This is a genomic window from Pseudomonas sp. NFX183, assembly GCF_047943075.1.
GTDB lineage: Bacteria > Pseudomonadota > Gammaproteobacteria > Pseudomonadales > Pseudomonadaceae > Aquipseudomonas.
This window is the reverse complement of the sequence record NZ_CP181333.1, coordinates 4,117,901-4,137,022: the sequence shown is the minus strand read 5'-3', so window position 1 is coordinate 4,137,022 and position 19,122 is coordinate 4,117,901. Positions and strand designations below refer to the sequence as shown.

21 protein-coding genes are annotated in these 19,122 nt (G+C 61.3%); all 21 read right to left on the bottom strand.

From position 1 onward, the window contains the following. Positions 1-359: 359 nt before the first annotated feature. A complete protein-coding gene (locus ACM530_RS19360; protein WP_145158849.1) occupies positions 360-752 on the bottom strand; it encodes a DUF2802 domain-containing protein in 393 nt (130 codons plus the stop codon). Further along, positions 753-1,238 carry a chemotaxis protein CheW gene (locus ACM530_RS19355; RefSeq protein WP_106576477.1) on the bottom strand — a complete coding sequence of 162 codons (486 nt, stop codon included), beginning with the start codon at positions 1,236-1,238 and terminating at the stop codon, positions 753-755. It lies immediately after the preceding gene. A 79-nt stretch (positions 1,239-1,317) separates the two neighbouring features. Beyond that, complete coding sequence (locus ACM530_RS19350) at positions 1,318-2,112, bottom strand: CheW domain-containing protein (protein WP_369301249.1); 795 nt, start codon at positions 2,110-2,112, stop codon at positions 1,318-1,320. Beyond that, positions 2,112-2,900 (bottom strand): ParA family protein, encoded by a 789-nt coding sequence (locus ACM530_RS19345; protein ID WP_014719332.1) that lies wholly within the window; start codon positions 2,898-2,900, stop codon positions 2,112-2,114. Before ACM530_RS19345 ends, ACM530_RS19350 begins: the two co-directional genes overlap by 1 nt. A 50-nt stretch (positions 2,901-2,950) precedes the next feature. Continuing rightward, positions 2,951-3,838 (bottom strand): flagellar motor protein MotD, encoded by an 888-nt coding sequence (motD, locus tag ACM530_RS19340; RefSeq protein ID WP_145158853.1) that lies wholly within the window; start codon positions 3,836-3,838, stop codon positions 2,951-2,953. A 28-nt stretch (positions 3,839-3,866) separates the two neighbouring features. Continuing rightward, positions 3,867-4,607, bottom strand: coding sequence for a flagellar motor protein (locus ACM530_RS19335; RefSeq protein ID WP_416362908.1), 741 nt, complete (start codon positions 4,605-4,607; stop codon positions 3,867-3,869). Further along, positions 4,607-5,728: a protein-glutamate methylesterase/protein-glutamine glutaminase gene (locus ACM530_RS19330; RefSeq protein WP_145158858.1), complete on the bottom strand. Its 1,122-nt coding sequence runs from the start codon at positions 5,726-5,728 to the stop codon at positions 4,607-4,609. Before ACM530_RS19330 ends, ACM530_RS19335 begins: the two co-directional genes overlap by 1 nt. A gap of 49 nt (positions 5,729-5,777) precedes the next feature. Next, complete coding sequence (locus ACM530_RS19325; protein ID WP_416362907.1) at positions 5,778-8,009, bottom strand: chemotaxis protein CheA; 2,232 nt, start codon at positions 8,007-8,009, stop codon at positions 5,778-5,780. A gap of 11 nt (positions 8,010-8,020) precedes the next feature. Continuing rightward, complete coding sequence (locus ACM530_RS19320; RefSeq protein WP_145158861.1) at positions 8,021-8,809, bottom strand: protein phosphatase CheZ; 789 nt, start codon at positions 8,807-8,809, stop codon at positions 8,021-8,023. An 18-nt stretch (positions 8,810-8,827) separates the two neighbouring features. Further along, the gene (locus ACM530_RS19315) at positions 8,828-9,202 is read right to left on the bottom strand and encodes a chemotaxis response regulator CheY (RefSeq protein WP_005790040.1); all 375 of its coding nucleotides are present in this window, start codon (positions 9,200-9,202) and stop codon (positions 8,828-8,830) included. Between the two features lie 168 nt (positions 9,203-9,370). Further along, the gene (gene fliA / locus ACM530_RS19310; RefSeq protein WP_016973417.1) at positions 9,371-10,111 is read right to left on the bottom strand and encodes an RNA polymerase sigma factor FliA; all 741 of its coding nucleotides are present in this window, start codon (positions 10,109-10,111) and stop codon (positions 9,371-9,373) included. After that, a complete protein-coding gene (fleN, locus tag ACM530_RS19305; RefSeq protein WP_003192912.1) occupies positions 10,108-10,941 on the bottom strand; it encodes a flagellar synthesis regulator FleN in 834 nt (277 codons plus the stop codon). The genes fliA and fleN overlap by 4 nt, the downstream gene beginning before the upstream one ends. A gap of 106 nt (positions 10,942-11,047) precedes the next feature. Beyond that, on the bottom strand, positions 11,048-12,364 hold the full coding sequence (gene flhF, locus ACM530_RS19300; RefSeq protein ID WP_106576470.1) for a flagellar biosynthesis protein FlhF: 1,317 nt from the start codon (positions 12,362-12,364) through the stop codon (positions 11,048-11,050). Positions 12,365-12,375: 11 nt separating this feature from the next. Next, positions 12,376-14,490, bottom strand: a complete 2,115-nt coding sequence (flhA, locus tag ACM530_RS19295; protein WP_145159571.1) for a flagellar biosynthesis protein FlhA — start codon at positions 14,488-14,490, stop codon at positions 12,376-12,378. Positions 14,491-14,964: 474 nt separating this feature from the next. After that, complete coding sequence (locus ACM530_RS19290; protein WP_145158863.1) at positions 14,965-15,168, bottom strand: cold-shock protein; 204 nt, start codon at positions 15,166-15,168, stop codon at positions 14,965-14,967. 42 nt (positions 15,169-15,210) lie between these two features. Further along, the gene (locus ACM530_RS19285; RefSeq protein ID WP_145158865.1) at positions 15,211-15,411 is read right to left on the bottom strand and encodes a cold shock domain-containing protein; all 201 of its coding nucleotides are present in this window, start codon (positions 15,409-15,411) and stop codon (positions 15,211-15,213) included. Between the two features lie 322 nt (positions 15,412-15,733). Next, positions 15,734-16,870, bottom strand: coding sequence for a flagellar biosynthesis protein FlhB (gene flhB, locus ACM530_RS19280; RefSeq protein WP_145158867.1), 1,137 nt, complete (start codon positions 16,868-16,870; stop codon positions 15,734-15,736). 3 nt (positions 16,871-16,873) lie between these two features. Next, positions 16,874-17,659, bottom strand: coding sequence for a flagellar biosynthetic protein FliR (gene fliR / locus ACM530_RS19275; protein ID WP_064453451.1), 786 nt, complete (start codon positions 17,657-17,659; stop codon positions 16,874-16,876). Positions 17,660-17,663: 4 nt separating this feature from the next. Then, positions 17,664-17,933: a flagellar biosynthesis protein FliQ gene (gene fliQ, locus ACM530_RS19270; protein WP_003214552.1), complete on the bottom strand. Its 270-nt coding sequence runs from the start codon at positions 17,931-17,933 to the stop codon at positions 17,664-17,666. Between the two features lie 4 nt (positions 17,934-17,937). Continuing rightward, the gene (fliP, locus tag ACM530_RS19265) at positions 17,938-18,681 is read right to left on the bottom strand and encodes a flagellar type III secretion system pore protein FliP (RefSeq protein WP_106576465.1); all 744 of its coding nucleotides are present in this window, start codon (positions 18,679-18,681) and stop codon (positions 17,938-17,940) included. After that, positions 18,681-19,121, bottom strand: coding sequence for a flagellar biosynthetic protein FliO (gene fliO, locus ACM530_RS19260; RefSeq protein WP_369301253.1), 441 nt, complete (start codon positions 19,119-19,121; stop codon positions 18,681-18,683). The genes fliP and fliO overlap by 1 nt, the downstream gene beginning before the upstream one ends. Position 19,122: the final 1 nt, after the last annotated feature.

Below are 19,122 nucleotides of genomic sequence, written 5' to 3'. Positions count from 1 at the left end.
TTCTCCTGGGTTCAAAGGTGCTTGAAGGATGTGGACATTGGCCGGAGAGAAAAAAGCCATCGGGGACGCAAATTTATTGGCCGCCTGGAAGTTATCCATCGCGTTGCACGTCGATACCTTGCCGTTGGGCACAGGTTCTACGCCATCCCATCGCTTGCCGTCGGCAGACAGCTCATGCAGCTGGATTGAACAGTCGGCGTAAATGCTCGCCTGCACCCTGTAATCCGTCACAGGCCGAGGCGCAAATGTCAGGCGGCACCTATCGAGTACGCCTGGTGTACCGAGGTGTCCGCATCGCAGGCAAGCCAGCTCCCACAGGAAAGCCAGCCCGCAACGTCGGACAGGTGCAGCAACCTACGTCAGCTTTTGTGCAACTTACTCATCAATTGCGCTTCAGCCTGGGTCAAGCCACACGACTGCGTCAGCTCATCCACGGTCGCGCCCATGCCCACCAGCTTCGCCGCCTGGGCGAACGACAGGCTCGAAGGGTCGCGTTGTTCGATCTGCGCCAGCTTGTCCGGCAGCGGCCCGAGAATCGCGCGCAGTTCATGCACCTCGTCCCCGACCTTTACCGCAGTCTGCTGGAAGTGATCCACGCGCTTGACCAGGTCAAGAATGCGCCGGTCACGCACGGCATCGCGCTCGGCCTGTTGCTGGGCCAATTCGCGTTGCTGGCGCATATAGCGCAGCAGGAACGCCACGGTCCCGGCCCACAACAGGGCCAGGACAATCACCGCCGCTTCAAAAAACAATCAGATGTTCTCCAGGTCCTGCCATTCTTCTTCGCTCATCATCTTGTCCAGCTCAACCAGAATCAGCAGTTCGCCGTTCTTGTTGCACACGCCCTGGATGAACTTGGCCGATTCTTCGTTGCCCACGTTCGGCGCGGTTTCCACTTCCGATTGGCGCAGGTAAACCACTTCGGCCACGCTGTCGACCATGATCCCGACCACCTGCTTGTCGGCTTCGATGATGACGATACGCGTGTTGTCGTTAACCTCGGTCGGCACCAGGCCAAAACGCTGGCGGGTATCGATCACGGTCACCACGTTGCCGCGCAGGTTGATGATGCCCAGCACGTAGCTCGGCGCACCCGGTACCGGCGCGATCTCGGTGTAGCGCAACACTTCCTGCACGCGCATCACGTTGATGCCGTAGGACTCGTTGTCCAGTTTGAAGGTTACCCATTGCAGGATTGGATCATCGACCAAACCTTGTGCGGATGCTGACTTGTTCATTCCTCGGACCCCTTCAAATACCGTTTTCACGGCGTATGTACTTCGCTGACCGCACTTGCATGCGGGCCTTATTGTTCAATCAACTGCGTTTGTTCTGTGGCATCGCTTTTACCGCGCCGCTGGCGATCAACTCAGCCAGCTCCGCGACATCGAGCAACGCGCACATGTGTTCAATCACGGTGCCGGCCAACCACGGCCGCTGGCCCCGGTGGCTGCGCCATTTGATTTCATTCGGGTCCAGGCGCAACGAGCGGCTGACTTGATGCACCGCCAGCCCCCACTCGTAGCCCTGAACCGAAATCACGTACTGCAAACCCTGGCGGAAGTCATCGCGGTAACGGTCGGGCATGACCCAGCGTGCGGTGTCCAGCACCTTGAGGTTACCGGCCTGGCTTGGCAGGATGCCGAGAAACCACTCCGGTTGCCCGAACAGCGGCGTCAGCTCCTGACCTTCCAGCGAATAGATCGAGCCCAGGCACACCAGCGGCACCGCCAGGGTCAACCCGGCGACGTCGAACAACAGGCATTCGAACGGCTCGGCGGCCCACGCCGGGCGACCATCCGCGGTGACTGGCGGCGGCGTGATGCTCGGCGGCAGGTGGACTTCCACCACCGGCTCGACCACCACGGGCGCCACGACCGCCGGCGCAATCGGCGCTATCGGCTCAACCACAGGCACGAGGTATGCATCGCGGGCTTGTTCTTCGAGCACTGCCAACTGGAACTCATCCAGCGTGCCTTCGGCCTCTACAACCGGTTCAAGCACCAGAATCGGTTCCGGCAGTTCCTCTTCGGTCGCGTCCTGCAGCAGGGCATCCAGGTAGGATTCCAGCGCCAGTTGCGGCCGGGTCTTGAATTCAACGGGACGGTTCATCACGCCACCTGCGCCACAAGCTGTTGCGACAGCAAATGCTTGAGCAACGCGCGGTACGCCAGCACGCCACGGCTTTTGCCATCGAACTGCGAAGGCGTCAGTCCCGCGCGGCTGGCGTCACGCAGGCGCGTGTCGACCGGGATGTAGCCATTCCAGATGGTGTCCGGGTAGGCATCGCGCAATACCCGCAAGGTGCCAAGGGACGCCTGGGTACGACGGTCGAACAACGTCGGCACGATGCTGAACGGCAGCGCCTGCTTGCGCGAACGGTTAATCATCGCCAGCGTACTGACCATGCGCTCCAGACCTTTGACCGCCAGGTGCTCGGTCTGCACCGGGATCACCAACTGCTGGCTGGCCGCCAAGGCGTTGACCATCAGCACGCCCAGCAGCGGCGGGCTGTCGATGATCGCGTAGTCGAAGTCCTGCCACAGCTGCGCCAGCGTCTTGGCGATCACCAGGCCCAAACCGCTCTGCCCCGGCGACTGACGCTCCAGGGTCGCCAGCGCAGTGCTGGACGGCAGCAGGGAAATGCTTTCGTTACTGGTGGGCAGCAGCAATTGCCCCGGCAAGTCGGCAGGCACGCTGCCTTTGTGCAGGAACAGGTCGTAGCAGCTGTGTTCCAGCGCATCCGGGTCGTAGCCGAAATAGCTGGTCATCGAGCCATGCGGGTCGAGGTCGACCACGACCACACGCTTGCCCGCCTCGGCCAGCAAGCCGGCTAAAGCGATGGAGGTGGTGGTCTTGCCGACTCCACCCTTTTGATTGGCAACTGCCCAGACTCTCATTCGGTTGGTTCCTCCCGGCAGGCGATGGCGCGACCGAGACATTGCATAAGTTATTGAGCCGGTGACGGAGAATTGACGGCGCTCTGACGAACCGACGGCTTAACGGTTGGCGTAGCAGTTTGTGTGCCAGCCCGCTTCAGTGCCGCATCCGGTGTTGCATTGGCCGTGCCGGTGCCGGTCAGGCTGCGGCGTACATCCAGGTTGCGCGACACCACCAGCACCACGCGACGGTTGCGCGCGCGGCCTTCGGCGGTGGCGTTATTGGCCACCGGCTGGAATTCGCCGTAGCCCACCGACGCCAGCCGACCAGGGTTCACGCCCTGCATTGCGAGCATGCGCACGATGCTTGCGGCGCGCGCCGACGACAGTTCCCAGTTGGTCGGATACTGCGCGGTCGCAATCGGGAAATTGTCGGTAAAGCCTTCCACGTGGATCGGGTTTTCAAACGGTTTGAGAATCGCCGCCACCTTGTCGATGATGGTGAACGCCTGGTCGCTCGGCATCGCATCGGCGCTGGCGAACAGCAGGCTGGAATTCAATTCGATTTCCACCCACAACTCGTTGCCGCGCACAGTCATCTGATTGGATTTGATCAGGTCGCCAAACGCAGCGCTGATGTCATCGGCAATGCTTTTGAGCGGGTCGCTGGTGCCACCGATGCCGGCGGCGGTTTCGTCGCTGTCGTTGACCAGCGGCTTGGCCGGGGTCACGGTCTTGGGCCGCTCTTCGCCAATGGGGATTGGCTTGAGGGCACGGTCGGCGTCGTTGAACACGCCGATCAGCGCCTGGGAAATGACTTTGTACTTGCCTTCGTTGATCGACGAGATGGAGTACATCACCACGAAAAACGCGAACAGCAAGGTAATGAAGTCGGCGTAGGACACCAGCCAGCGTTCATGGTTGACGTGCTCTTCAGGCTCGCGGCGACGACGGCTCACAAACTCCCTCCTACACAAAGCATGCCCATCAATCCATGAAGCCCTGAAGCTTCAATTCGATGGAGCGCGGGTTTTCACCCTCGGCAATCGACAAGATGCCTTCCAGCAACATTTCGCGGTAACGCGACTGGCGCATGGCAATCGACTTGAGCTTGCTCGCCACCGGCAGCAACACCAGGTTGGCACTCGCCACGCCGTAGATGGTGGCGACAAACGCCACGGCAATGCCGCTGCCCAGCTGCGACGGGTCGGCCAGGTTGCCCATCACGTGGATCAAGCCCATCACCGCACCGATGATGCCGATGGTCGGCGCGTAGCCGCCCATGCTTTCAAAGACTTTGGCGGCGTTGATGTCGCGGCTTTCCTGGGTGTAGAAATCCACCTCGAGGATGCTGCGGATCGCCTCCGGTTCGGCGCCGTCCACCAGCAATTGCAGGCCTTTGCGCGCGTAGCTGTCGGGCTCGGCATCGGCCACGCCTTCCAGGCCCAGCAGGCCTTCCTTGCGGGCGGTGAGGCTCCAGTTGACCACGCGGTCGACGCCGCCTGGCAGGTCGACGCGTGGCGGGAAAATGATCCACACCAGAATCTGCATGGCGCGCTTGAACGAACTCAGGGGCGATTGCAGCAACGCGGCGCCCACGGTGCCGCCGATCACGATCAGTGCCGCCGGGCCGTTGGCCAAGGCGCCAAGGTGGCCGCCTTCAAGGTAGTTGCCGCCGATAATCGCGACAAACGCCATGGTGATGCCAATCAGGCTCAAGACATCCATCAGAGGCAGGCCTCCACCAGATGCTTGCCGATGTCGTCCAGGCTGTAGACGGCGTCGGCCAGGTCAGCCTTGACGATGGCCATGGGCATGCCATAGATCACGCAGCTGGCTTCGTCCTGGGCCCAAATGGCGCTGCCGCCCTGCTTGAGCAGGCGCGCGCCTTCACGGCCGTCGGCGCCCATGCCGGTAAGCACCACCGCCAGAACTTTGTCGCCGTAGGACTTGGCCGCCGAACCGAAGGTGATGTCCACGCACGGCTTGTAGTTGAGGCGCTCATCGCCCGGCAGGATTTTGATCGCGCCACGGCCATCGACCATCATCTGCTTGCCGCCCGGGGCCAGCAGCGCAAGGCCAGGACGCAGGATGTCGCCATCCTCGGCTTCCTTGACGCTGATGCGGCACAGCTTGTCCAGGCGCTCGGCGAACGCTTTGGTAAAGGCAGCCGGCATGTGCTGGATCAGCACAATCGGCGCAGGGAAGTTGGCCGGCAGTTGGGTCAATACCCGCTGCAAGGCCACCGGGCCGCCGGTAGAGGTGCCGATAGCGACAAGCTTGTAGGCTTTGCGCTTGGGCGCAGGCGAATGCGCGCTCGGTGCAGCGGCGCGCACCGGCGGCGCCGCAGGGCGTGCCACGGGCGCAGGTGCCGGGCGCGCAAACGACGACGTCGGCGCAGCAGGCGCTGCCACCGGGGCCGGCGCCGGCGCACTGGACAGGCTGCGACGGTTACTGCGCGAAATGCTGTGCACCTTCTCGCACAGCATCTGCTTGACCTTCTCGGGGTTGCGCGAGATGTCTTCGAAATTCTTCGGCAGGAAGTCCACGGCACCCGCGTCCAGCGCATCCAGGGTGACCCGGGCGCCTTCGTGCGTGAGCGAGGAGAACATCAACACCGGAGTCGGGCAGCGCTGCATGATGTGCCGAACAGCCGTGATGCCATCCATCATCGGCATCTCGTAGTCCATGGTGATCACGTCCGGCTTCAACGCAATGGCTTGATCAATCGCTTCTTTGCCGTTGGTGGCCGTGCCGACCACCTGGATCGTTGGATCGGCGGAAAGAATTTCCGAGACGCGGCGGCGGAAGAAACCCGAATCGTCCACCACCAGGACCTTGACTGCCATAAACACTCCGTTAGGCGGGGCGGGCATTACCGCCCAAGCCCCACCAGAATCAAATACGCCGTGCGGCGTAACGCTTGAGCATGCTCGGAACATCGAGAATCAGCGCGATCCGACCGTCACCGGTGATGGTCGCACCCGACATGCCCGGGGTTCCCTGCAGCATTTTGCCCAACGGCTTGATGACCACTTCTTCCTGGCCAACCAGTTGATCGACCACAAAGCCGATACGCTGGGTGCCCACGGACAAGATCACCACATGGCCTTCGCGCTGCTCTTCATGCTTGGCCGAAGCCACCAGCCAGCGCTTGAGGTAGAACAGGGGCAACGCCTTGTCGCGCACGATCACCACTTCCTGGCCGTCCACCACGTTGGTGCGCGACAGGTCGAGGTGGAAGATCTCGTTGACGTTGACCAGCGGGAAGGCGAACGCCTGGTTGCCCAGCATCACCATCAGGGTCGGCATGATCGCCAGGGTCAACGGCACCTTGATGACGATTTTCGAGCCTTGGCCCTTGGTCGAGTAAATGTTGATCGAGCCATTGAGCTGGCTGATCTTGGTCTTCACCACGTCCATGCCAACGCCACGGCCAGACACGTCGGAAATCTCGGTCTTGGTCGAGAAGCCCGGGGCGAAGATCAGGTTGTAGCACTCGGTGTCGGTCAGGCGGTCGGCGGCGTCCTTGTCCATCACGCCACGCTTGACCGCGATATTGCGCAAAATCGTCGGGTCCATGCCTTTGCCGTCGTCGGTGATCGACAGCAGGATGTGGTCGCCTTCTTGCTCGGCGGCCAGGATCACCTTGCCGTTGCGCGACTTGCCCGAGGCTTCACGTTCTTCCGGGGTTTCGACGCCGTGGTCGACGGCGTTGCGCACCAAGTGGACCAGCGGGTCGGCCAGGGCCTCGACCAGGTTTTTGTCGAGGTCGGTTTCTTCACCCACCAGTTCCAGGTTGATTTCTTTCTTGAGCTGGCGCGCCAGGTCGCGAACCAGGCGCGGGAAGCGACCGAAGACTTTCTTGATCGGCTGCATCCGCGTTTTCATCACGGCGGTCTGCAAGTCAGCGGTGACCACGTCGAGGTTCGACACGGCCTTCTGCATGGCTTCATCACCGCTGTTCAGGCCCAGGCGCACCAGACGGTTACGCACCAGCACCAGTTCGCCGACCATGTTCATGATGTCGTCCAGGCGTGCGGTATCAACCCGTACGGTGGTTTCGGCTTCACTGGCAGGCTTCTCGGCCACCGGCGCCGCACCAGCCCGTGCAGGCGCCGGGGCGGCTGCGGGGGCTGCGGGGGCTGCGGGGGCTGGAGCGGGTTTGGCGGCGGCCGGTGCGGCGGCTTTGGCAGGCGCGGGTTTCGCCGCTACCGGGGTGGCGGTCGCCGCGGCGGCCGGGGCCACTTCGGTGAACTTGCCTTTGCCGTGCAATTCATCCAGCAAGGCTTCGAATTCGTGATCGGAGATCAGCCCGTCGCCAGCCGGTTCTGCCGGTTCTGCCGTGGCGGCAGGCGCGGCGGCGGTGGCCGCGACTTCCGGCAAGGCTTCGGCCGCAAAGGTGCCTTTGCCATGCAACTGGTCGAGCAACGCTTCGAATTCGTCGTCGGTAATGTCGGTGTTGGCAGACGCCGCCGGTGCTTGCGGCGCAGCGGCAGGTGCCACGGCGTCGGCGGCGAACTGGCCTTTGCCATGCAATTGGTCGAGCAGCGATTCGAACTCGGCGTCGGTAATGTCTTCGCTGGTCGGCGCTGCAGGCGCAGTGGGCGCTTGCGGTGCTTCAGCTTCGGCCTTCACCGCACTGAGGGAGTTGAGCAACTGCTCGAACTCGCTGTCGGTCACATCCGGCTCAGCCTCGACAACCGGTTCAGGCGCCGCTGCCACAGGTGCCGCCGACGTGGCCGGTTCTGCCAGGCGTGCCAGGGCCGCCAGCAGTTCCGGCGTGGCCGCAGTGATCGGTGCACGTTCGCGCACTTCACTGAACATGCCGTTGACCGCATCCAGCGCTTCGAGAATCACGTCCATCAGTTCCGAGTCGACGTGCCGCTCACCCTTGCGCAGGATGTCGAACACGTTCTCGGCGATGTGACAGCACTCCACCAGCTCATGGAGCTGGAGGAAGCCGGCGCCCCCTTTTACAGTGTGAAAACCGCGAAAAATTGCATTGAGCAGGTTCGCATCATCCGGTCGGCTTTCCAGCTCGACCAGTTGCTCGGACAGTTGCTCTAAAATTTCGCCGGCCTCTACAAGGAAATCCTGAAGGATTTCTTCATCGGCGCCGAAGCTCATGTGGGTGCTCCTTAGAAGCCTAAACTGGATAACAGGTCATCTACGTCATCCTGACCTGACATAACGTCTTCACGTTTATCGGCATGAATCTGCGGACCTTCACCCTTGGCGAGATGTTTTTTTGGATCTTTTTCCGAGAGGATCGCTTCGCGGTCATGTTCGATACCGGCAAAACGGTCTACCTGGCCGGCCATGAGCACCAGTTTGAGCAGGTTGCTTTCCACTTCGGTGACCAATTGGGTCACGCGCTTGATCACCTGACCGGTGAGGTCCTGGTAATCCTGGGCCAGCAGAATGTCATTGAGGTTGCTGGAAACCGTGCGGTTTTCCTGCTCGCTGCGTGACAGAAAAGCGTCAACCCGACGCGCTAATTCACGAAACTCTTCAGCCCCCACTTCACGACGCATGAAGCGGCCCCAGTCAACGCTGAGCGCCTGAGCGTCGGTGGCCATGCCATTGACCAGCGGCGTGGCGTTTTCCACCAGGTCCATGGTGCGGTTGGCCGCCGCCTCAGTCAGCCTGACCACATAGGACAGGCGTTCGGTGGCATCGGTGATTTGCGAAATTTCTTCGGCCTGGGGCATGTGCGGGTCAATCTGAAAATTGACGATCGCACTGTGCAGCTCGCGCGTGAGCTTGCCCACTTCCTGATACAGGCCGCGGTCACGGGTCTGGTTAAGCTCATGGATCAACTGCACCGCATCGCCGAAGTGGCCTTTTTCAAGGCTTTCGACCAACTGGTGAGCATGCTTTTTCAGGGTCGACTCAAAGTCTCCCTGTGACGTTTCTTTATGCTCCATAGCTCCCCCGTGGCAGCATCAATGACCGATGCGTTCGAAGATTTTTTCAATCTTCTCTTTCAAGGCCAGTGCAGTGAATGGCTTGACCACGTAGCCGTTTACCCCGGCTTGGGCGGCTTCGATGATCTGTTCACGCTTGGCTTCGGCGGTCACCATCAACACAGGCAGGCTGCGCAGTTTTTCATCGGCGCGCACGTGACGCAGCAGGTCGATACCGGTCATGCCCGGCATGTTCCAGTCGGTTACCAGAAAGTCGATGCTCCCGCTGTTGAGGATCGGAATCGCCGTAATGCCGTCATCCGCCTCGACCGTGTTGGTGAACCCAAGGTCACGCAACAGGTTTTTTATGATCCGCCGCATCGTTGAGAAGTCATCAACGATGAGGATTTTCATGTTCTTGTCCAATTCGACCTCCAAGCAGTCTTAAACGCGCCCAGCACCTGGACGCGCCATTTCAATCAACAGGCGTTACACAAAAAGGACTGCCCAGGGCACCACGGTACGAACCCGCGAAGGCATGAAGCCTTCGCGGTAGCGTCTGCAGTGTCCCCACACTGCCTGTCAGCGCGCGCGCCACTCTCCCAATCGCCCCCGCAAGCGGGCTGCGCACTGGCTGTGCAACTGGCTGACACGCGATTCGCTGACCCCCAGGACCTCACCGATTTCCTTGAGGTTCAGCTCTTCGTCGTAGTACAGCGCCAACACCAGTCGCTCACGCTCCGGCAAATTGGCAATCGCTTCCGCCAGCGCGCCCTGGAAACGTTCGTCCTCCAGGTCGCGTGACGGTTCGAGATGAGCACTCGCGCCGTCCTCGTGCAGCCCTTCGTGTTCGCCGTCCTGCAACAGGTCGTCGAAACTGAACAGGCGGCTGCCCAAGGTATCGTTCAAAATCCCGTAGTAATCGTCGAGACTCAATTGGAGTTCGGCCGCAACTTCATGATCTTTAGCGTCACGACCGGTTTTTGCTTCAATTGCACGAATTGCGTCACTGACCATGCGCGTATTGCGGTGTACCGAACGCGGCGCCCAATCCCCTTTACGCACTTCATCGAGCATCGCGCCACGGATACGGATACCCGCATACGTCTCGAAACTCGCGCCTTTGCTCGCGTCGTATTTGGTCGACACTTCGAGCAGACCGATCATGCCGGCCTGGATCAGGTCTTCGACCTGCACGCTGGCCGGCAGGCGTGCCAGCAAGTGATAGGCAATGCGCTTGACCAGGGGCGCATAGCGCTCGATCAATTCGCCCTGGCTGTCACGCGCCGACTTTTTGTAAAGGTTGTAGCCGCTGGATGTCATAGCACAGGTCCCGCGCTCGTCTGATGCACCAATCGCTCGACGAAAAACTCCAGATGCCCCCGAGGGTTGGCGGGCAACGGCCAAGTATCGACCTTCTGGGCAATAGCCTTGAACGCCAGCGCGCACTTCGAACGAGGGAACGCTTCGTAGACCGCACGCTGCTTTTGCACAGCCTTGCGTACACACTCGTCATAGGGAACTGCGCCTACATATTGTAAGGCGACATCCAGGAAGCGATCCGTGACCTTGGTCAACTTGGCGAACAGGTTGCGCCCTTCCTGCGGGCTTTGGGCCATGTTGGCCAGCACGCGGAAGCGGTTCATGCCGTAGTCACGGTTAAGCAGTTTGATCAGGGCGTAGGCGTCGGTGATCGAGGTGGGTTCGTCGCAGACCACCAGCAGCACTTCCTGGGCGGCGCGCACGAAGCTGACCACGGACTCGCCGATGCCGGCGGCGGTGTCGATCACCAGCACGTCGAGGTTGTCGCCGATATCGCTGAACGCCTGGATCAGGCCGGCGTGCTGCGCCGGGCTCAGGTGCACCATACTCTGGGTGCCCGAGGCGGCCGGCACGATGCGAATGCCACCGGGGCCTTGCAGCAGCACATCGCGCAGCTCGCAGCGGCCCTCGATCACATCGGCAAGGGTGTGTTTGGGTGTCAGCCCCAGCAGAACGTCGACGTTCGCCAGGCCCAGGTCAGCATCCAGCAGCATGACGCGACGGCCAAGCTCTGCCAGGGCCAGGGACAAATTCACTGACACGTTAGTTTTCCCGACGCCACCTTTGCCGCCGGTCACCGCGATCACCTGTACGGGATGCATGCTGCCCATTTTATTTCTTTACCTTGTCTTGCTTAGACGCAGGCTACATGGCTTGGCCGCGTGAATCGCTTGCAGACCATCGATGTAGATACATTTCATGGTGTTCATCCTGGCCTTAACCGACCCGCTTGGCGGGGTTGTGGTAAAGGTCGGCGAACATATCGGCCATCGCTTCCTCGCTAGGCTCTTCTTGCATTTGCACACTGACAGCACGGCTGACCAGCTGATGACGGCGCGGCAGATGAAGATCATCCGGGATCCGCGGCCCGTCGGTCAGGTAGGCGACCGGTAATTCATGACTGATGGCCAGGCTCAGCACTTCACCCAGGCTCGCGGTTTCATCGAGCTTGGTGAGGATGCAACCGGCCAGGCCGCAACGCTTGTAGCTGTGATATGCAGCGGTAAGAACCTGTTTCTGGCTGGTGGTTGCAAGCACCAGGTAATTTTTTGACTTGATGCCACGCCCGGCCAGGCTTTCGAGCTGCATGCGCAGCGCCGGGTCACTGGCTTGCAGGCCGGCGGTGTCGATCAGCACCACGCGCTTGCGCAGCAGCGGGTCGAGGGCGTTGGCCAGCGACTGGCCCGGGTCAACGTGGGTCACCGTCACATTGAGGATGCGGCCCAGGGTCTTGAGCTGCTCCTGGGCGCCAATGCGGTAGCTGTCCATGCTCACCAGCGCGATATTCTGCGCGCCGTACTTGAGCACATAACGCGCTGCCAGCTTGGCCAGGGTGGTGGTCTTGCCCATGCCGGCTGGGCCGACCATGGCAATCACACCGCCCTCTTCCAGGGGTTCGATTTCCGGGGTGACGATCATGCGTGCCAAGTGCGCCAGCAACATGCGCCAGGCCTGGCGTGGTTCTTCAACTTCGGCGGTCAGCGCCAGCAGGTCGCGGGACAACGGGCCAGACAGGCCGATGCGTTGCAGGCGACGCCACAGGTTGGCTTGTTGCGGTTTGCTGCCTTGCAACTGGTTCCACGCCAGCGAGCCCAACTGCACTTCGAGCAGCTCACGCAGGCCGTTGAGTTCAAAGCGCATCGAGTCGAACACGCGCTGGTCAACTGCGGCAGCCGGGGCCGGCGCTGCAGGACGTGGCGGTTCTTTGAATGTCGGTTCAACCAGCGGCTCGGCAGCGGTCAGCGGCAGGCCGGCGAACAACTGGCGGTTGGTGCTGGCATCGCTGTCGCCACGCATGCTCAATTCAGCCTGGGCCGAGACAATTCGCGAGGCCGTCTTGCGCAGCTCGTCTTCGAGCTCCATGTTCGGCACACGCGGCGCCAGCGCCGAGGGGGTGTAATCCAGGGCAGCCGTCAGCTCGACACCGCCGGCAATACGACGGTTTCCGATAATCGCGGCATCGGCGCCCAGCTCATCACGTACCAGTTTCATGGCCTGACGCATATCGGCGGCGAAAAAACGCTTAACTTGCATAACCCACTACCTCAGCCGTTGGGCCCTACTGTCGCGACAATAGTCACTTGCTTGTTGTCAGGAATTTCCTGATAAGCCAAAACGTGCAAATTCGGCACTGCCAGACGTCCAAACCGCGACAACATCGCGCGGACCGGGCCCGCCACCAGCAGAATTACCGGGTGACCCGCCATTTCCTGGCGCTGCGCGGCCTCAATCAAAGAACGCTGCAGTTTTTCCGCCATGCTTGGCTCCAGCAGAACGCCCTCTTCCTGGCCTTGTCCCGCCTTCTGAATACTATTGAGCAATATTTGTTCCAACCTTGGCTCCAAGGTGATCACAGGCAGCTCAGACTCAATCCCTACAATGCTTTGCACGATTGCACGGGACAATCCGACCCGCACCGCCGCCACCAGCGCGGCGGTATCTTGACTCTTGGCGGCGTTGTTCGCGATGGCCTCGGCGATGCTGCGAATGTCGCGCACCGGCACCTGTTCGGCGAGCAAGGCCTGCAACACCTTGAGCAATTGCGACAGCGACAGCACGCCCGGCACCAGTTCTTCGGCCAGTTTTGGCGAGGCTTTGGCCAGCAACCCCATCAATTGCTGGACTTCCTCGTGGCCGATCAGCTCGTGGGAGTGCTTGTACAGGATCTGATTGAGGTGCGTGGCGACCACCGTACTGGCGTCTACCACGGTGTAACCCAGCGATTGCGCCTGGCTGCGCTGGCTGACTTCGATCCACACCGCTTCCAGGCCAAAAGCCGGATCTTTGGCGGTTATGCCGTTGAGCGTGCCGAACACCTGGCCGGGGTTGATCGCCAGTTCGCGGTCGGGGTAAATCTCGGCTTCGGCGAGGATCACGCCCATCAGGGTCAGGCGGTAGGCGCTGGGGGCCAGGTCGAGGTTGTCGCGGATGTGCACGGTCGGCATCAGGAAGCCCAGGTCCTGGGACAGCTTCTTGCGCACGCCCTTGATCCGCGCCAGCAATTGGCCGCCCTGGTTGCGGTCCACCAGCGGAATCAGGCGGTAGCCGACTTCCAGGCCGATCATGTCGATCGGGGTCACGTCATCCCAGCCAAGCTCTTTGGTTTCCTGGGCGCGGGCCGGCGACGGCAGCAGGTCCTGCTGGCGGGCGATTTCCTGCTGGGCCTGCACCTTGACCTGGTTTTGCTTGCGCCAGAACAGGTACGCACCGCCGGCGGCCATGGCCGCCATGCTCAGGAACGAGATGTGCGGCATGCCCGGCACGATGCCCATGATCGCCATGATGCCGGCGGCCACGGCCAGCGCCTTGGGCGAGGCAAACATCTGGCGGCTGATCTGCTTGCCCATGTCTTCGGAGCCCGAAGCACGGGTCACCATGATCGCGGCGGCTGTGGATAACAACAGTGATGGCAATTGCGCCACTAAACCGTCACCGATGGTCAGCAAGGCGTAGACCTTGCCCGCATCGCCGAAGGTCATGCCGTGCTGGAAGATACCAACCGCCATGCCGCCGATCAGGTTGATGAACAGAATCAACAGGCCGGCGATGGCGTCACCGCGCACGAACTTGCTCGCACCGTCCATGGAACCGTAGAACTCGGCTTCCTGGGCCACTTCCAGACGGCGGGCCTTGGCCTGGCCCTGGTCGATCAGGCCGGCGTTGAGGTCGGCGTCGATCGCCATTTGTTTGCCGGGCATGGCGTCGAGGGTAAAGCGCGCGCTCACCTCGGAAATCCGCCCGGCGCCCTTGGTCACCACCACGAAGTTGATGATCATCAGGATCGCGAACACCACGATACCGACCACGTAGTTACCGCCGATCACCACTTCACCGAACGCCTGGATCACCTTACCGGCGGCGGCGTGGCCGTCCTGGCCGTGGAGCATCACCACCCGCGTGGACGCCACGTTCAGCGCCAGGCGCAGCAGGGTCGCGATCAGCAGGATGGTGGGGAATACCGCGAAATCCAGCGGCCGCAGGGCGTACACGCAGACCAGCAGCACGACGACGGACAGGGCAATGTTGAAGGTAAAAAACACGTCGAGCAGGAACGGCGGCATCGGCAACATCATCATTGCCAGCATCACCAGCAACAACAACGGCACACCCAGGTTGCCCCGCGACAGATCAGTCAGGGTGCCACGGGCCGTGTTGAGCATTTGAGAGCGATCTACCACCGGTATTCCTCGTGTTCCTTGAAGCAAAGTTTTGACGCTGAAGCGCGCCCTGGAGGCGGTATTGCAAGAAGCCTTCCAACTTTTGCATTCCAGCTTGAATCCCTTTACCCACGGGGTCGCTGGCTGACAAGAACGTCGAGTGCGAACCGATTCAAGTGTGGGAGCTGGCTTGCCTGCGATTGCGGTGTGCCAGTCACCTGAAGGGCTAGCCGTGAGTCAGTCATCGCAGGCAAGCCAGCTCCCACAGTTGGATCTGTGTGCCTCTGCTGCTAACGAGGCAATTCCGACAATATTTGGGGTTGCCCCTGCGATTTCGCTTTTGGTCTGGAAAGGTCACAACGAGAAGGCGCGCCGGGCATTGCGCAGCTGATTGAGGTCGGAAGGTTAAGGGCCGAGCGCGTGCTGGACTGCACTGCTCGCCCCTGCGCTCTTGCGCAGGGGCGAGCAATAAACTGCCTAGAGAACTTCGACCTTTTCGGCCTGTGGCCCTTTCGCCCCCTGAGCGACGTCGAACTTTACTTTTTTACCTTCTTCAAGGGTCTTGAACCCTTCACTGACGATGGCCGAAAAGTGAACGAACACGTCAGACCCGCCCCCATCCTGAGTAATGAAACCAAACCCCTTCTCCGCGTTAAACCACTTCACTGTGCCTGTTGCCATTGCCGCTCTCCTTACATCGGGTTCCATGACCCGCACGGGTCGCTAGATAATCTTGATATGCGACGCGAAGATGCCCTTGGGCCGATGGATCCTCGCGAATTGCACGCGTAGGCCCGTTTTCAACCAAACCCCGCACGAACTTTTGAGATCCACCTGCACCGGCTCATCGCCGCCATCCAGTGCAATCAAGCCTTCCCCGGTTTTCCGGCTATAAGATTTGATCGTGCCCGTTACCGCTTCCATTACCGCTCCCTCTGCATCTCTACAACGACCTGTGTGCAGTGTGCTGCCATGGAACCGCGAGCAGGCGGCGCTGGCTACTGTCAGAGTTGACAGGTAGACGGGGGTGAACGACGAGTGGTAGCGGATAGCGCGACGAACGTACCGTGGCGAGCAGGCGTTTTTTGTGGCGAGCGGGCTTGCCCCGCGCTGGGCTGCGAAGCGGCCCTAAAACCGAACGCTGAGGTGGGCCTGAGGGAACGCGGTGAGCCTATTGGGGCTGCTGCGCAGCCCAACGCGGGGCAAGCCCGCTCACCACAAGAACCAGCTCGCGACCAATTCAGGATCAGGAATCGCGGCGCAAATCCGGCGGGATCGGCAGATCCTTGAGCGGCTCGGGCCGCTTGCCCTTGCCCGCGCGGTATTGGCGGATCTGGTAGACATAGGCCAACACCTGCGCCACGGCCAGGTACAAGCCCGCCGGGATTTCCTGATCGAGGTCGGTGGAATAGAAGATCGACCGCGCCAACTCCGGCGACTCCAGCAACAGAATGTCGTTGGCCACGGCGATTTCGCGGATTTTCAGCGCGGTAAAGTCGCTGCCCTTGGCCAACAGCATCGGCGCGCCGCCCTTCTCCGGGTCGTACTTGAGGGCCACGGCGTAGTGAGTCGGGTTGGTGATGACCACGTCGGCATCCGGCACTGCCGCCATCATCTTGCGCTGGGACATTTCGCGCTGCAGCTGGCGAATGCGCTGCTTGACCTCGGGCCGACCTTCCTGGTCTTTGTGCTCGTCGCGCACTTCCTGCTTGGTCATCAGCAGCTTCTTGTGGCTTTCCCACAGCTGGATCGGCGCATCCACGGCGGCGATGATGATCAACCCGCAGGCCATCCACAGCGCGCTCCAGCCCACCACCTGCACGCTGTGGATGATCGCCGACTCCAGCGGCTCATGGGCGATGCGCAGCAAGTCGTCGATGTCGGACGACAACACCGTCAGCGCCACAAACAGGATCAGGATGAACTTCGCCAACGCCTTGAGCAGTTCCACCAGCGCCTTGCTGGAAAACATGCGCTTGAGCCCAGCCGCGGGGTTCATCCGGCTGAACTTGGGCGCCATGCTGCCAGCGGCAAACAGCCAGCCGCCCAGGGACACCGGGCCGATCAACGCGGCCAGCAACAAGGTGATGAGCACCGGCTGCACCGCCAGGATCGCGATTTTGCCCGAGTGCAGCAGGTACTGGCCCATGGCGCCGGGGCTGAGCAGCACTTCACGCGGCAACGAGAAGTTGAGTTTCATCAACTCCATCATGTCCAGCGCCAGACCGCCGCCGTAAATCAGCAGGCCACCGGCGCCGGCCAGCATGACGGCGAGGGTATTGAGTTCTTTGGAGCGGGCAATCTCACCCTTTTCCCTGGAGTCCTTTTTGCGTTTGTCCGTGGGGTCTTCTGTTTTGTCCTGACCACTCTCGCTCTCGGCCATGGCTCAACGCGCCCGTGCCAGATCACGTAAGAACTGCAAGGCGTCGGTCGCCAGCGGTTGATACTGATTGAGAATGTCGGCCATGCCGATCCAGAAAATTCCCATGCCCAACACCAGGGTCAGCGGGAAACCAATCGAGAAAATGTTCAGTTGCGGCGCCGCGCGCGTCATCACGCCGAACGCGATGTTAACCACCAGCAGCGCGGTGATCGCCGGCAACACCAGCAACAGCGACGCGCCCAACACCCAGCTCAGGCGCCCCACCAGTTCCCAGAAGTGACTGACCACCAACCCCGAGCCCACCGGCAAGGTGGTGAAGCTTTCGGTCATGACCTCAAACACCACCAGGTGGCCGTTCATGGCCAGGAACAGCAAGGTCACCAGCATGGTCAGGAATTGCCCGATCACCGCCACCGACACGCCGTTGGTGGGGTCGACCATGGACGCAAAGCCCATGCCCATCTGGATCGAGATGATTTGCCCGGCGATCACAAACGCCTGGAAGAACAATGTCAGCGAAAAGCCCAGCAGCGCGCCAATCAATATCTGCTCGGCGATCAGCAGCAAGGCACTCAGGTCCAGCGCGTTCACCGGCGGCATCGGCGGCAGGCCGGGCACGATCACGACGGTAATGGCAAAGGCGAAATACAGGCGGATACGCCGCGGAACCAGGGTGGTGCCGAACACCGGCATGGTCATCAGCACCGCCGTGACGCGGAACATCGGCAAGATGAAAGACGCCACCCAGGTGCTGATCTGGGTGTCGGTCAGTGCCAGCACAGATTGCATGGGGTCAGCCGATCAACTGCGGAATACTGCCGTACAGCTGCAGGATATATTCCATGAAGGTTTGCACCAGCCACGGGCCGGCGACGATCAAGGTGATCAGCATCACCAGCAACCGCGGGAGGAAGCTCAAGGTCTGTTCGTTGATCTGCGTCGCCGCCTGGAACATCGCTACCAGCAGGCCGACCAACAGGCTCGGCACCACCAGCACGGCGACCATCATGGTGGTCAGCCACAGCGCTTCACGGAACAGGTCGACCGCTACTTCTGGGGTCATGGCACTACACTCCGCCGAAACTGCTGGCCAGCGTGCCGATAATCAGCGCCCAGCCGTCCACCAGCACAAACAGCATGATCTTGAATGGCAACGAAATAATCAGTGGCGAGAGCATCATCATGCCCATGGCCATCAGCACGCTCGCCACCACCAGGTCGATGATCAAGAACGGGATGAAGATCATGAAGCCGATCTGGAACGCGGTCTTCAGCTCGGAGGTGACGAAGGCTGGTACCAGAATGGTCAGCGGCGCCTGATCCGGCGTGGCGATGTCGGTGCGCTTGGACAAGCGCATGAACAGCTCAAGGTCGCTGGAGCGGGTTTGTGACAGCATGAAGTCCTTGATCGGGCCCTGGGCTTTGTCGATCGCATCCTGGGCGCTGAGTTTTTCCGCCAGATAGGGTTGCAGGGCTTGCTGGTTCACCTTGTCGAACACCGGCGCCATGATGAACAGCGTCAAAAACAAGGCCATGCCGGTGAGGATCTGGTTCGACGGCGTCTGCTGCAGGCCCAGGGCCTGACGCAAAATCGAAAAGACGATGATGATCCGCGTAAAGCTGGTCATCAGCATGACAAACGCCGGGATAAAACTCAGCGCGGTCATGATCAGCAGGATCTGCAGGCTGACCGAGTATTCCTGCGCGCCGGCGGCGTTGGTGCCCAGCGTGATCGCCGGGATCGACAACGGGTCGGCCGCAAACGCCAGCGGCGCGGCCAGCAACAGCATGAGCGTCAATAAAACGCGCATTACTTCTTATCCTTCTGATCCTTGCCCAGCAACTCCATCAGGCGCTGGGCGAATTCTGGCGTGGCGGCCTCGGCCTTGGCCACTTCCACCGGCGACTTGAGCACATGCAGCGGGGTGATACGGCCGGGCGTGATGCCGAGCAGAATCTGCTCTTCGCCGACTTGCACCAGCACCAGACGATCACGCGGGCCGAGGGCGCGCGAGCCGATCATCTCGATGACCTGGCCATTGCCCGGGCCGATGCGCTGCACGCGGCGCATCAACCAGGCCAGCACGAAAATCAGACCGACCACCAGCAACAGGCCCAGCACCAGTTGGGTCAATTGCCCGCCGATGCCGCTGCTGACCACGGGCGCCGCAGCCGCCGCTTGCGCAACCGGCTCAGCCGCCAGGGCGCTCAATGGCAGCGCCAGAAACAGTCCCGCCATCGAATACTTCATA

What these genes read in the sequence shown, in the direction of transcription:
- flhA (WP_145159571.1), bottom strand. Translation starts at nt 14,490, where the DNA reads ATGCTCAACACGGCCCGTGGCACCCTGACTGATCTGTCGCGGGGCAAC.
- ACM530_RS19335 (WP_416362908.1), bottom strand. Translation starts at nt 4,607, where the DNA reads ATGGATGTCTTGAGCCTGATTGGCATCACCATGGCGTTTGTCGCGATT.
- fliA (WP_016973417.1), bottom strand. Translation starts at nt 10,111, where the DNA reads ATGACATCCAGCGGCTACAACCTTTACAAAAAGTCGGCGCGTGACAGC.
- ACM530_RS19355 (WP_106576477.1), bottom strand. Translation starts at nt 1,238, where the DNA reads ATGAACAAGTCAGCATCCGCACAAGGTTTGGTCGATGATCCAATCCTG.
- ACM530_RS19345 (WP_014719332.1), bottom strand. Translation starts at nt 2,900, where the DNA reads ATGAGAGTCTGGGCAGTTGCCAATCAAAAGGGTGGAGTCGGCAAGACC.
- fliR (WP_064453451.1), bottom strand. Translation starts at nt 17,659, where the DNA reads ATGCAATCTGTGCTGGCACTGACCGACACCCAGATCAGCACCTGGGTG.
- ACM530_RS19350 (WP_369301249.1), bottom strand. Translation starts at nt 2,112, where the DNA reads ATGAACCGTCCCGTTGAATTCAAGACCCGGCCGCAACTGGCGCTGGAA.
- ACM530_RS19325 (WP_416362907.1), bottom strand. Translation starts at nt 8,009, where the DNA reads ATGAGCTTCGGCGCCGATGAAGAAATCCTTCAGGATTTCCTTGTAGAG.
- ACM530_RS19330 (WP_145158858.1), bottom strand. Translation starts at nt 5,728, where the DNA reads ATGGCAGTCAAGGTCCTGGTGGTGGACGATTCGGGTTTCTTCCGCCGC.
- fliQ (WP_003214552.1), bottom strand. Translation starts at nt 17,933, where the DNA reads ATGACCCCAGAAGTAGCGGTCGACCTGTTCCGTGAAGCGCTGTGGCTG.
- ACM530_RS19315 (WP_005790040.1), bottom strand. Translation starts at nt 9,202, where the DNA reads ATGAAAATCCTCATCGTTGATGACTTCTCAACGATGCGGCGGATCATA.
- flhB (WP_145158867.1), bottom strand. Translation starts at nt 16,870, where the DNA reads ATGGCCGAGAGCGAGAGTGGTCAGGACAAAACAGAAGACCCCACGGAC.
- fliO (WP_369301253.1), bottom strand. Translation starts at nt 19,121, where the DNA reads ATGAAGTATTCGATGGCGGGACTGTTTCTGGCGCTGCCATTGAGCGCC.
- fliP (WP_106576465.1), bottom strand. Translation starts at nt 18,681, where the DNA reads ATGCGCGTTTTATTGACGCTCATGCTGTTGCTGGCCGCGCCGCTGGCG.
- ACM530_RS19290 (WP_145158863.1), bottom strand. Translation starts at nt 15,168, where the DNA reads ATGGCAACAGGCACAGTGAAGTGGTTTAACGCGGAGAAGGGGTTTGGT.
- flhF (WP_106576470.1), bottom strand. Translation starts at nt 12,364, where the DNA reads ATGCAAGTTAAGCGTTTTTTCGCCGCCGATATGCGTCAGGCCATGAAA.
- ACM530_RS19320 (WP_145158861.1), bottom strand. Translation starts at nt 8,809, where the DNA reads ATGGAGCATAAAGAAACGTCACAGGGAGACTTTGAGTCGACCCTGAAA.
- ACM530_RS19285 (WP_145158865.1), bottom strand. Translation starts at nt 15,411, where the DNA reads ATGGAAGCGGTAACGGGCACGATCAAATCTTATAGCCGGAAAACCGGG.
- fleN (WP_003192912.1), bottom strand. Translation starts at nt 10,941, where the DNA reads ATGGGCAGCATGCATCCCGTACAGGTGATCGCGGTGACCGGCGGCAAA.